At 63.7% G+C, this 12,284-nt stretch carries 13 protein-coding genes; 10 read left to right on the forward strand and 3 right to left on the reverse strand.

The window, feature by feature from the left end:
- The first annotated feature begins 154 nt into the window (after positions 1-154).
- The 4 genes from VCJ71_RS08025 to VCJ71_RS08040 all read left to right on the forward strand — a co-directional run bounded on the left by VCJ71_RS08025 (position 155) and on the right by VCJ71_RS08040 (position 4,045).
- Positions 155-316, forward strand: coding sequence for a hypothetical protein (locus VCJ71_RS08025; RefSeq protein WP_324640334.1), 162 nt, complete (start codon positions 155-157; stop codon positions 314-316).
- Positions 317-352: 36 nt separating this feature from the next.
- Positions 353-544: a hypothetical protein gene (locus VCJ71_RS08030; RefSeq protein ID WP_324640336.1), complete on the forward strand. Its 192-nt coding sequence runs from the start codon at positions 353-355 to the stop codon at positions 542-544.
- A gap of 146 nt (positions 545-690) precedes the next feature.
- The gene (locus VCJ71_RS08035; protein ID WP_324640337.1) at positions 691-1,920 is read left to right on the forward strand and encodes an HlyD family secretion protein; all 1,230 of its coding nucleotides are present in this window, start codon (positions 691-693) and stop codon (positions 1,918-1,920) included.
- Position 1,921: 1 nt separating this feature from the next.
- Positions 1,922-4,045, forward strand: a complete 2,124-nt coding sequence (locus VCJ71_RS08040; RefSeq protein WP_324640338.1) for a peptidase domain-containing ABC transporter — start codon at positions 1,922-1,924, stop codon at positions 4,043-4,045.
- A gap of 224 nt (positions 4,046-4,269) precedes the next feature.
- On the opposite strand, the gene VCJ71_RS08045 is transcribed toward VCJ71_RS08040, so the two are convergent.
- Entirely contained in the window at positions 4,270-5,454 is a 1,185-nt protein-coding gene (locus VCJ71_RS08045; protein ID WP_324640340.1) for a glycine C-acetyltransferase, read from the reverse strand.
- Entirely contained in the window at positions 5,454-6,485 is a 1,032-nt protein-coding gene (tdh, locus tag VCJ71_RS08050; protein WP_324640342.1) for an L-threonine 3-dehydrogenase, read from the reverse strand. Before tdh ends, VCJ71_RS08045 begins: the two co-directional genes overlap by 1 nt.
- A 160-nt stretch (positions 6,486-6,645) precedes the next feature.
- Here tdh and VCJ71_RS08055 point away from each other — a divergent pair, with 160 nt between their 5' ends.
- Together VCJ71_RS08055 and VCJ71_RS08060 are read left to right on the forward strand one after the other, a co-directional pair.
- The gene (locus VCJ71_RS08055; RefSeq protein ID WP_324640344.1) at positions 6,646-6,894 is read left to right on the forward strand and encodes a DUF6356 family protein; all 249 of its coding nucleotides are present in this window, start codon (positions 6,646-6,648) and stop codon (positions 6,892-6,894) included.
- Between the two features lies 1 nt (position 6,895).
- Entirely contained in the window at positions 6,896-7,333 is a 438-nt protein-coding gene (locus VCJ71_RS08060; RefSeq protein WP_324640346.1) for a PaaI family thioesterase, read from the forward strand.
- Here the strand turns inward: VCJ71_RS08060 and VCJ71_RS08065 are convergent, their stop codons facing one another.
- Complete coding sequence (locus VCJ71_RS08065) at positions 7,334-8,350, reverse strand: aldo/keto reductase (RefSeq protein ID WP_324640348.1); 1,017 nt, start codon at positions 8,348-8,350, stop codon at positions 7,334-7,336.
- A gap of 136 nt (positions 8,351-8,486) precedes the next feature.
- On the opposite strand from VCJ71_RS08065, the gene VCJ71_RS08070 reads away from it, so the two are divergent.
- From VCJ71_RS08070 to VCJ71_RS08085, 4 genes are all read left to right on the forward strand, one after another.
- Positions 8,487-9,362, forward strand: a complete 876-nt coding sequence (locus VCJ71_RS08070) for an alpha/beta fold hydrolase (protein WP_324640349.1) — start codon at positions 8,487-8,489, stop codon at positions 9,360-9,362.
- Positions 9,359-9,754: a hypothetical protein gene (locus VCJ71_RS08075; RefSeq protein WP_324640351.1), complete on the forward strand. Its 396-nt coding sequence runs from the start codon at positions 9,359-9,361 to the stop codon at positions 9,752-9,754. The genes VCJ71_RS08070 and VCJ71_RS08075 overlap by 4 nt, the downstream gene beginning before the upstream one ends.
- A 226-nt stretch (positions 9,755-9,980) precedes the next feature.
- On the forward strand, positions 9,981-10,526 hold the full coding sequence (locus VCJ71_RS08080; protein WP_324640352.1) for a hypothetical protein: 546 nt from the start codon (positions 9,981-9,983) through the stop codon (positions 10,524-10,526).
- Positions 10,527-10,848: 322 nt separating this feature from the next.
- Positions 10,849-12,258: a sensor histidine kinase gene (locus VCJ71_RS08085; RefSeq protein WP_324640354.1), complete on the forward strand. Its 1,410-nt coding sequence runs from the start codon at positions 10,849-10,851 to the stop codon at positions 12,256-12,258.
- The last annotated feature ends 26 nt before the right edge of the window (positions 12,259-12,284 follow it).

Consider the following 12,284-nt stretch of genomic DNA (forward strand, 5'->3'; position numbering starts at 1 on the left):
CCACACATTCGCCCGCCCGCGCAAGGCGTTAGCACACCAGCACTAGGCCCGACCAGCTAGTATCCCCGAAGTATTGCGAAAGTAACGCCGCGCCCGGAATATGGCTGTGCATTGCCGGTTCAATGAGAACGGCTGCATCTATGGGAGGCAATACATGAAAGCGCTCAACGAACGCGAAATGCGCCTTGTCGCCGGCGGCGAAACCGAAGGTGGCTGCGTCGATCCCGATCCCATCGGCACGGACCCGGGTGAAGTGTTCACGAACCTTGCTGCCGACTTGGTGAAACAAATCCAGGTCGTGCCGACCGGCAATTGACCCTCACTTCACAATTTCACGAAAAGGAACATTCTCATGATCAGTAAACTTGAAGCAACCGAACTGTCGCACGTGGTCGGTGGCGTTATCGAAGCGCCCGACGGCACCGGCTGCGGCCAGACCACGCCGATCTACCACGTAAACCCCGATGGCACGCGGGGCGAACCGATCGACCCGTTCCTCGGCGGAACGGGCATGGTGCCAGTGACTTCCGTCAGCGCCGTCTGACCTGCACCGCCCCCGCGCAAGGCCGCTGCGGTACGGACCATCCATCCGTACCGCGGCGGCTTTCGCACATTAGCACACATGCCATATTGCCGCCCCGCATCGCGGCGGGCATCAGTTTGGGCCACGGGTGAAATCAGGGGCCGCAATTGGCACTTTTCAGACAGGAAGTCCTCGACCGGAAGGTCGACAGGTTGTCGGGCGACGTCGCCATCGCGCTGCCGACGTCGTGGCAGACGATCGGCCTGCTGCTGTTCGGCGCGCTGGTGATCGCGCTCGTGTTCCTGTGGCAGGCGCCCTATTCGCGGGTGCAGGTCGCCACCGGCTCCATCGTGCCGGACAAGGGCGTGGCGCAGATCGTGCCGACCCGCAGCGGCATCATCACCGACATCGCGGTCGAAGAGGGGGAGAGCGTGGACGGCGGCACGCTGCTCGTCTCGATCCGTTCCGAAGAAGACCAGCAGGGCGGCGCCAGCGCCACTGCGCAGGTGGAGGCCGCCATCCGCCGCCAGGATGCGAGCCTGGCGATGCAGGTCGACATGGCCAACCGCGCCGCCGCCGCCCAGCAGGCGCAAATCGCCGCGCAGCAATCGGGCATCCAGGCGGAGATCGCCCAGCTGCAATCGCAGATCACCATCCAGCAATCGCTCGTCGAAAGCGCGCAGGGCGAATTCGACCGCGCCCGCGACATTGCCGAGCGCGGCTTCATCTCCGAACGCGACCTTCAGGCCCGCCAGGATACGCTGTTGTCGCGCCGGCAGGAGCTGTTGCGGTTGAACCAGACTCTCGGCAGCCGCCGTTCCGCCCTGCTTGAGGCGGAGCGAGCGCGCAGCTCGGTCGCGGCGCAATCGGGCAGCCAGAGCGCGCTGATCGCGGCCGACCGCGCCGCCGTGGCGCAGCAGGCGGCCAGCGCCAGCGGGGCGCGCGCCTATGCGCTGAAGGCCCCCGTCGGCGGGCAGGTCACCGCGCTCACCGCGCGCAGCGGGCAGGCGGTGCAGCCGGGCACGCCGCTGATGACCATCGTGCCGAGCGGCGCCCGCCTGCGCGCCGAGCTCTATGTCGATTCGTCGGCCATCGGCTTTGTCGAGGAAGGGCAGGACGTGCGCCTGGCGGTGGATGCCTATCCCTACCAGCGCTTCGGCACGGTGCCGGGCAAGGTGCTGACGGTATCGCGCAGCGTGGTGACCCGCGCCGGCCCCAACGGCCAGCCGATGTCGTTCTACATCGTCACCGTCGCCCCCACGACCGACACGATCCGCGCCTATGGCCGGGACTATCCGCTCAGCCCTGGCATGAGCCTGTCGGCCCGGATCATCGCCGAAAAGCAGAGCCTGCTCGAATGGCTGTTCGAGCCGCTGTTTGCAGTAAGGAACCGCTGACATGCTCGACCTCGGTTTCTTCAGCCGCAGCCGCGTGCGCCTCGTCCGCCAGACGGAGGTTGCGGAATGCGGCCTCGCCAGCTTGACGATGATCGCCAATTACCACGGGCTCGACGTGGACCTCGGCACCATGCGCCGGCGGTTCGCCCCGTCGCTGCGCGGCGCGGCGCTGCGCACGCTGATCGGCCTTGCCGACCGCATCGGCCTGACCCCGCGGGCTGTGAAGCTGCCGCTGGAAGAGCTCGGCAATTTGCACATGCCCGCCGTGCTCCACTGGGACATGAACCACTATGTGGTCATCGAGCAGGTGAAGGCGGGCAAGGCGCTGATCCACAATCCGGAAGGCAGTTCGAAGTGGATGCCGATGGACGAGGTGTCGCACCACTTCACCGGCGTGGCGCTGGAACTGCGGCCGAGCGACAATTTCGAAACCGGGTCGCAGCGCGAGCGGCTGAAGCTGTCGCACCTGTGGCGCAACATGAGCGGGCTGAAACGCGCGCTGCTGCAGGTCTTCGTGCTGAGCATCGTTTTGCAGGCCTATGTCCTCGCGTTGCCCTATTACATGCAGATCGCGATCGACCGCGCGCTGCCGGAACAGAACCTGGACCTGCTGGCGGTGCTGGCCGTGGGCTTCGGCATATTTGCGCTGATCCAGGCAGGCGCCAGCATCCTGCGATCCTTCGTGCTTCTGTTTGCCGGCAGCACGCTGGGCTACACGCTGTCGAGCAACATCGCGCGGCGGCTGTTCCGCCTGCCGGTCGACTGGTTCGAGAAACGCCACACGGGCGACATCCTGTCCCGCTTCCAGTCCATCGCCCCCATCCGGCAATTGCTGACCGAAGGCGCGGTCGCCGCCGTGCTCGACGGGATGCTGGCGATCCTGACGCTGGTGGTGATGTTCTTCTACAGCACGACGCTGGCCTTCATCGCAATCGCCGCTTTCGCGCTTTACGGCGTGGTCAGGGCGATTTCCTTCTCGATGCAGAAGGAAGCGCAGGAAGCCAGCATCATCGCCGGCGGCAAGGAACAGACCACGCTGATCGAGAGCCTGCGCGGCATCACCACGCTGCGCCTGTTCGGGCGCGAGACACTGCGCCACGCGCTGTGGCAGACGAAGCTGACCGATGCCGTCAACGCCAACGTGCGCCTGGCGCGCATCGGCATCTGGCAGCAGACCGGCAACGCGCTGATCTTCGCGCTCGAAAACATCATCACGGTCTATCTTGCGGTCAGCTTCGTGATCGAAGGCGCCGGCTTCAGCGTCGGCATGGTCTTCGCCTACATGAGCTACAAGACCCAGTTCATCCAGAAATCGGCGGCGCTGATCGACCAGTTCATCGCCTTCCGCATGCTGTCGCTGCATCTCGAACGCCTCAGCGACATCGCGCTGACGGAGGAAGACCGCAGCTTCGAGGAAAGCCCCGATCTCGACACGCCGCTGAAGGGCGGGCTGGAGCTGAAGAACGTCTTCTACCGCTATTCGCCGAGCGACCCGATGGTGCTCGACGGGGTGGACCTGAAGATCGAGCCGGGCGAGCATGTGGCGATCACCGGGCCTTCGGGCGGCGGCAAGTCCACGATGATGAAGATCATGCTGGGCCTGGTCGATCCCGACAGCGGCGAGGTGCTGGTCGATGGTATGCCGCTGAAGCGCTTCGGCCACCGCAGCTATTACACCCAGATCGCCGCCGTGCTTCAGGAAGACACGCTGTTCGCAGGATCGCTGTCCGACAACATCGCCCTGTTCGACGAGAAGGTGGACCAGCAGCGGGTGATGGCCGCCGCCCACGCGGCCAGCATCCACGCCGATATCGCGGCAATGCCGATGCAGTACGAAACGCTGGTGGGCGACATGGGCAGCACGCTTTCGGGCGGGCAGAAGCAGCGCGTGCTGCTGGCCCGCGCGCTTTATCGCCAGCCCAAGATCCTGCTGATGGACGAAGGCACCGCGCATCTCGACACGGTGCACGAGCAGGCGGTGAACGCGGCCATCGCCAGCATGGGCATCACCCGCATCATCATCGCCCACCGCAAGGAAACGATCGAGTCCGCGGACCGGATCGTGGTGGTCCACGGCGGCAAGGTCCACCAGCCGGAGATGCCGGCGGAGGGTCAGTCGGAGTGAAGCATTTTGCGGCCGGGGTTATTTCTTCGGCGAACTTCGCTGCATAAGTACGAAAATGACCGAGCCGAACATTGCGAGCACTGTCGCGTTCGCAAGCTTCTCCAGCCAGCTTCCTTCGAAAGCACCGGAAAGACAAACGAAGCATCCGGCATCGATCGAATACAACACGACGAATATAATTACCGGCGACAGGACGAGCCCTGCGATTAGGACAATTTCGCGGCCTATATCGCCATCTCCGCCTTAATTGCGGCGAATGCATCCAGCGCGTGGTCGAGGTTGTCGGTCGACAGCCCGCTCGACATCTGGGTGCGGATGCGGGCCTTGCCGTGGGGCACCACGGGATAGCTGAACGCGGTGACGTACACGCCCTTGCCGAGCGCCTTTTGCGCGAATTCGGCGGCGATTTTCGCATCGTAGAGCATGATCGGGATGATCGGGTGTTCGCCGGGCAGCGATTCCAGCCCGATCCGCTCCAGCCCGGCGCGGAAATGCGCGGCATTGGCGAACAGTTGTTCGCGCGCTGCGCCGTCTTCCGCGATGTCCAGCGCCTTCAGCGCGCCGCTGACCACGGCGGGCGCGACGGAATTGGAAAAGAGATAGGGGCGCGAACGCTGGCGCAGCAGCGCGACCACTTCCTTCTTTGCGGAGGTATAGCCACCGCTCGCCCCGCCCAGCGCCTTGCCCAGCGTGCCGGTGGTGATGTCCACCCGGTCCATGCAGCCGCGGAATTCGTGCGTGCCGCGCCCGGTCGCACCGAGGAAGCCGGTGGCGTGGCAATCGTCGAAATGCACGATCGCGCCGTATTTCTCGGCCAGGTCGCAGATCTCGTCGAGCCGGGCGATGTAGCCGTCCATCGAGAACACGCCGTCGGTGGTGATCATCTTGAAGCGCGCACCGGCGGCATCGGCGGCCTTCAGCTGGGCCTCCAGGTCCGCCATGTCGTTGTTCTTGTAGCGATAGCGCTGCGCCTTGCAGAGCCGCACGCCGTCGATGATGCTGGCGTGGTTGAGCTCGTCGGAAATGATCGCGTCTTCGGCGCCCAGCAGCACTTCGAAAAGGCCCCCGTTGGCATCGAAGCAGGACGGGTAGAGGATCGTGTCCTCGAAGCCGAGGAACCGGCTGAGGCGCGCTTCGGCTTCCTTGTGCAGGTCTTGCGTGCCGCAGATGAAGCGCACCGACGCCATGCCGTAGCCATGCGTGTCCAGCCCTTCGCGCGCCGCATCGCGCAGCCGCTCGTCGCCCGCCAGCCCGAGGTAGTCGTTGGCGCACAGGTTGATGACGCGGCGCTCGCCCAGCGCGACCTGCGGCCCTTGCGCAGAGGTAATCTCCCGCTCGTGCTTGGTCAGGCCCGCGTCCTCGATATCCGCGAGTTCGCTGGCGAGGTGGTCGTAGAATTTCGCGTCCATCAGATATCTTCCCAGTTCAGCACGACCTTGGTGGCCGACCCGTCGAGCATGGCGGCAAAGCCCTTCTCGAACTCGGCCGCCGGCAGGCGGTGGGTGATGATCGGCGTCAGGTCCAGCCCGCTCTCGATGAAGACCGACATCTTGTACCAGGTCTCGAAAATCTCGCGGCCGTAAACGCCTTTCAGCGTCAGCATGTTGAAGATGACCTTGTGCCAGTCGATCCGCGCATCGCCCGCAGGCAGGCCGAGGATGGCGATCTTGCCGCCGTGGCACATGTTGTCGACCAAGGAGGCAAAGCCCGCCTCGCTGCCCGACATTTCCAGCCCGACGTCGAAGCCTTCGGTCATGCCGAGGTCCTTCTGCACGTCTGCCAGCGTTTCTTCGGCCACGTTCACCGTGCGGGTGGCGCCCATCGTCTTGGCGAGTTCCAGCCGCTCGGGGTTGAGGTCGCTCACCACGATATGCCGCGCGCCGGCATGCTTGCAGACCGCCGCCGCCATCAGCCCGATGGGGCCCGCACCCACGATCAGCACGTCCTCTCCCAGAACGTCGAATTGCAGCGCGGTGTGGACCGCGTTGCCGAACGGATCGAACAGCGATGCGACGTCGAGGTCGATGCCCGGATTGTGCAGCCACAGGTTCGCGGCGGGCAGGCTGAGGTGTTCGGCAAAGGCGCCCTGCCGGTTGACGCCGATCCCTTGCGCGTTGGCGCACATGTGGCGGCGCCCGGCCATGCAGTTGCGGCAATGGCCGCACACGACATGGCCTTCCCCGCTGACGATCTGGCCGACCGAATAATCCTTCACGTTGCTGCCGATCTCGGAAATCTCGCCGACGAATTCGTGTCCCACCACCATCGGTACGGGGATGGTCGCCTGCGCCCATTCGTCCCATTTCCAGATGTGCATGTCGGTGCCGCAGATGGCGGTGCGCTTCACCTTCACCAGCACGTCGTTGATGCCGACTTCGGGCTTGGGCACGTCCTCCATCCACAGGCCGGGTTCTGCGCGGGATTTGACGAGGGCTTTCATGGTGGCAGCGGATCCTTGAACCGGTTTCAAATGCAACTTGTGGCCGCGCATATCGTGCCCGCAGGCCCGCGTCGAGTGGGGCATTTCGCAGCGGCAGAGCGATTGCGCGCCGCGCGGCCAGCCCCTATCGCTGGGCGGCCAGCACAGGAGGAGCCGCGCCGTGACGCCCTTTACCGCCCATCCGCAAACCGTCGGTGAAACCTATCTCCAGCATATGCGCGTCGCGGCGAGTTTCGGTCTGCCGATGATCGCGGGCGGCATCGCCTGCCTCGTCCACGGCGTGTTCCCCTTCCTGTTCGAGCGGACGGGCAGCGGGACGATCCGGTCCCTGCACGAGCGGATGGTCGCCAATCGCCGCCGCAAGGCCGACGCGGGCGAGCCGTGCCACGAACTCGACTGGTGCATCTGAGATGGACGAGACGATCTGGTTCGCCGCGCCCGACCTTGCCGCCATGACCGCGTCCGGCGGGGCCGTGATGCCCGGCCTGCTCGGCATCGAATTCTGCGACTATGGGGAGGACTGGCTGGCCGCGCGCATGACGGTGGGGCCCGATGTCCACCAGCCTTTCGGCCGGCTCCACGGCGGCGCCTCGGTGGTGCTGGGCGAAACGGTCGCCTCGGTCGGCGCTGCATGGACGCTCGACCCGGCGAGCCACGTGGCCGTGGGCATGGAGGTCAACGCCAACCACGTGCGCCCGGTGAAGGACGGCTTCGTCACCTGCACCGCCCGCCGCGAAACCGCGGGCCGCACCAGCCAGGTCTGGACCTGGCGCGTCACCGATGAAGAGGACCGCCCGGTCTGCATCGGCCGCATCACCATGGCGGTGATCGATAACGCGCGGAAATAGCTATCCCTTCACCGTAACAGAGCCGCGGAACGGGCGCGGATCGGCCAGCCCGACCACGGGCTTGGGCACATAGGGCGCTTCCAGCCGCTCGATCTCCTCCGGTGTGAGTTCGATATCCAGCGCGGCCACGGCTGCATCGAGATGCCCCTCCTTGGTTGCCCCGATGATCGGCGCATCCACATCGCGCGCGATCAGCCAGGCCAGCGCCACGCTTGCCCGCTCGACCCCGCGCGCCTCGGCGATTTCGCCCACGGCCCGCACGATGGCCTCGTCCGCCTCCTGCGCCGCGGCGTAGAGGTGCTTGCCGAACCCGTCGCTTTCCTTGCGCTTCGTGCTCGCCTCCCACGGCCGCGCCAGCCGTCCTCGCGCGAGCGGGCTCCACGGGATCAGCCCCACGCCCTCGTCCTCGCACAGCGGGATCATCTCCCGCTCCTCTTCGCGGTAGAGCAAGTTGTAGTGGCCCTGCATCGAGACGAATTCGGTCCAGCCGTTGGCCCGGGCAATCTCCTGCGCCCTGGCGAATTGCCATGCGTGCATGGAGGAGGCGCCGATGTGCCGCGCCCGGCCCGACTTCACGATGTCGTGCAGCGCCTCCATCGTCTCCTCGATCGGGGTGAACCAGTCCCAGCGATGGATCTGGTAGAGATCGACATGATCCATGCCGAGCCGCGCCAGGCTGGCGTCGATGGCGTTGAACAGGCTCTTGCGCGAATTCCCGCCGGTGTTGGGTGCATCGCGCCACGGCAGGAAGCCCTTGGTCGCCACCACCACCTCGTCGCGCTGCGCGAAATCGGCCAGCGCGCGGCCGAGTACTTCCTCGCTCGCACCGTCCGAATACATGTTGGCGGTGTCGAAGAAATTGATCCCGGCCTCCAGCGCGGCGCGGATGAACGGGCGGCCCTCGTCCTCCGTCAGCACCCAGTCGTGCATGCCTTTCGAGGGATCGCCATAGCTCATGCAGCCGAGGCACAGGCGCGAAATGACGAGTCCGGTGTTGCCGAGGCGAGTATATTCCATGGATCGTGTCCCTCCGTTTGCGCAGCAGCGCGCCTGTTACAGCGCATCAGTGCGCTTCATGGAGCGCGTGAGCGCGCCTCATGTAGCGCATCAGCGCAATTGCAGGTTCCGCGCCGCCCGGTCTAGAACACCGGCCATGGATGTGATCGGACCCGTCAGCCAGACCTTCATCAGCCAGCGCACCCGCCTGCATTATGCCGACTGGGGCAATCCGGACGCGCCGCCGCTGATACTGCAGCACGGCGGGCGCGACCATTGCCGCAGCTGGGACTGGGTCGCGGAAGAACTGCGCGAAGACTGGCACGTGATCTGCCCCGACCTGCGCGGCCACGGCGACAGCGAATGGACCAACACCGGCCATTACCCGATGACCGCTTATCTCTACGATTTCGCGCAGCTGATCCACCAGCTGGAGCTGGCGCCCGTGACCATCGTGGCGCACTCGCTCGGCGGCAATATCGCCATGCGCTATGCCGGGATGTACCCCGACAACGTGCGCAAGCTCGTGGCGATCGAGGGGCTCGGCCCCAGCCCGAAGATGCAGGCGAAGATGGCGGAAAAGCCATGGTACGAACACCGCACGGACTGGATCGCCAGGAAGCGCGAAGCCTCCGCCCGCCAGCCGAAACGCTATGTCACGTTCGAGGAAGCGGCGGGCCGGATGCACGAGGCGAACAGCTATCTCAGCCGCGCGCAGGCCGAATACCTCACCCGCCACGGCGCCATCCGCAACGAGGACGGCACGTGGAGCTGGAAGTTCGACCCCCACCTCCACGCCTGGCCGCCCGACGACGTGACGCAGGCGCAGGTGGAGGAGCTATGGACGCGCATCACCTGCCCCACGCGCCTCGTTTACGGCAACGACAGCTGGGCCAGCAATCCGGCGGAGGATGGCCGCATGGCCCACTTCGGCGACAACGTGACCCTCACCAACTACGACCGCGCCGGCCATTGGGTGCATCATGACAGGTTCGATGATTTCGTGGGAGAGGTGAAGGAGTTCGTCGCATGAAGAATGTATTTATCCTCGCCGTCTCCCTCATGCTTGCAGGCTGCGCTACCACCGCATCCGAAGCGGCACTCGAGCAACCCCTGAGCGGCGACGAATTGCGCACCGCAGTAACCGGAATGACGGTTACCTTTGCGGACAATCCCTCGGCCACGGGTTACGGCTGCTACATTTTCCAAACGGATGGCCGCATGGAGGCCTGCAGCGGCGAGGACGGCGCGCTGCGAGATTACGGTCGCTACTCTTTCTTCGACGACCGTGTGTGTAGCGATTTTCACGAAAGTCACTGTTGGCAATTTTTCCGCGGCGGACCGAGCGGGACGATGATCCGGCACTTCTCCTTCCGTCCCGAACCGGTGAACGAGGCGGTCTATCTGGCGCGAAACGAGGGTTGATATTCTTACTCACGGCGGGGCTTCGTGGTTCAGCCGGTGCATCACCCTGCTCGGCGTCGCGGCGCAGCATGAGAGGAAGCTTTTTGCGAAAGGTTTGTCGATTTTGCGCCGGGGGGTCCGGAGAGAAGCAGGGTAAGCGCGACTGACCGCTCACGACCTGATTGCCGAACTTCCTAACAGCCTGTAGCTTGAGCGTATTCGACGTGGTGTCGAGGGAGCGTGACTTGTGATTGATCGTCGCGATCTATTAAAAACTGCGGCAGCGGGTATGGCGCTGACAGCAGCATCACCTGTTTCTGCCTGCTCTTATGCAGAGTATGAAGAGGATGCTTGGGGCGAAAAGCTTGTAGCGTTCTTTAGAACCGGAGATGTGTCGCGATTGGACGGCCTGTTTCGGGATTTTACGACGCTTGTCACCTTCGATGACACATTCGGAGGAACTCCGAAGATGCTCTTCAAAGGTTCGGCTGAAGTGCAAGATGCTCTTCATTCCTCTCGTAATTCGATGACCCGAAAGCTCTGGACCGGTCCGAAGATTTTGGTTGACGCAAAGATCATCGGGAGTCGCCAGCAAGGACGAATGAATCGGATTGAGCTGCTTTTTGCCGAAAAGCAGACGGTGGATACAAGTTGCGGTCCAGATCGCGCAGAACTCCGGACAGATCTCTATTATCAAGCGGGCGTCTATGATACCGGAGACGATTGGGTAAAATGGGCCATTGAGCGATTAGCTTTTATGCCTCCGCTGGAGTTGGAGCGATTTAATGTCTGAGCGCCCTCCCAGCCCACGATTTGCCTGAGCACTGAAGCTAAAGTCCGCTATCCACGCTGAAATCGAACCTCGCCCGAAACCGTTTTCTTACTCGCGCAAAATCTGCCCGCCAGTTCCGTGCGCCATTACGGGTGGACGGCCGCGCGGCAGGCGGCTTTCCTGCGCGCGTTATCGGCCACCCACAACGTCTCTGCCGCGGCGCGGGCTGAACTCCGATAATACCTCGATACGAGTTGTTTGAGTGCAGCGTGGGAACGCGGGCGAAGAAGCCACGTTCAGGTCAAGCTAGCTTGGATCGATGCAGAATTCCGGGAGATTGCCGTTGTCAGACGGGCATAGCGCGACAGCGCCCGACGCGGGACGATTTGCTGCGATCGTCGCTTGTTCCAGCGATGCCATCATCTCGAAGACGCTCGATGGCATTGTGGAAACCTGGAATCCTGCAGCAGAATCCTTGTTCGGATGGACTGCGGCCGAGATTATCGGAACGCCTGTCTCCCGGATAATACCGGCCCATCTCATCGCCGAAGAAGAGCAAATTCTGGCGCGTATCCGGCAGGGCGAGCTTGTTCCAAGGTTCGAGACAGAGCGGGTCGCCAAGGACGGCGAACTGATCCCCATCGCCATCACCGTGTCGCCCGTAAGAGGAGAAAACGACGAGATCATCGGTGCGTCGAAAATCGCCACCGACCTGCGCCCGCAGCGCAAGCTGGACAGTGACCTGCACCGCGCATCCAACCAATTCACCGCCCTGGCAAACAACATCCCGCAGCTGGCGTGGATCGCCGACAAGGATGGTTGGATCTATTGGTTCAACAAGCGCTGGCACGACTACACCGGAACAACTCCGGAGGAGATGGAGGGCTGGGGCTGGCGCAAGGTTCACCATCCCGACCATGTCGATCGGGTAGTGGAAAGGATCCAGCAAGCTTGGGATACCGGCGAAGCATGGGAAGACACTTTTCCGCTTCGCCGCCATGACGGCGTCTACCGATGGTTCCTCAGCAGGGCCAATCCCCTGAAGGACGAGGCGGGACGCGTGATCCTCTGGTGTGGTTCCAACACCGACATAACCGAAGAGCTTGAGGCCAAGAACCACATCGCGATGCTGATGCGGGAGGTGAATCATCGATCGCGGAACATGCTGGCGATAATGCAGGCGATGATCAACCGCTCCCGCTATGACACGACGGGCGAGCTGGCGCAGGCGCTCATTCATCGTATCGATGCCCTTAAATCCAATCAGCAGATCCTCAACGGAGGCGATTGGAGCGGCGCGAAGATCGCGGACATCGTCAGCGCCCAGGTCAGTCACATCGACGAATCGGACCGGGATCGGATCCATCTGGAAGGGGACGAGGACCTCGCCATCAGCGTTCCGCATGCGGAAGCCTTGGGTCTTGCGATCCACGAACTTGCGACGAATGCGGAGAAGTATGGCGCCTTGGCGGTGGACGGCGGACGGGTCGATATTCGGTGGAGCCGCGCGACCGCCGGGGATGGGCAACCCTGTCTGCAGATCAGTTGGACGGAACGCGGTGCGAAGAACGTCACCAAGCCTGCGAGGACGGGCTTCGGCACAATGTTGATCCGGAACAACGTCGAACACGCATTCGGAGGCGAAGTCGACCTGGAATACCGTGAGGATGGAATTCGTTGGTCGGTCGAATGTGCCGCAGACGACTGCCTGATCGACAAGATCGAACAGGTCGAGGCTATCGACTACCTCTGAAACGAGAGGAGCCGCAAAAAGGACGC

The organism is Pseudoblastomonas aquimaris, from assembly GCF_035481675.1.
GTDB lineage: Bacteria > Pseudomonadota > Alphaproteobacteria > Sphingomonadales > Sphingomonadaceae > Alteriqipengyuania_B.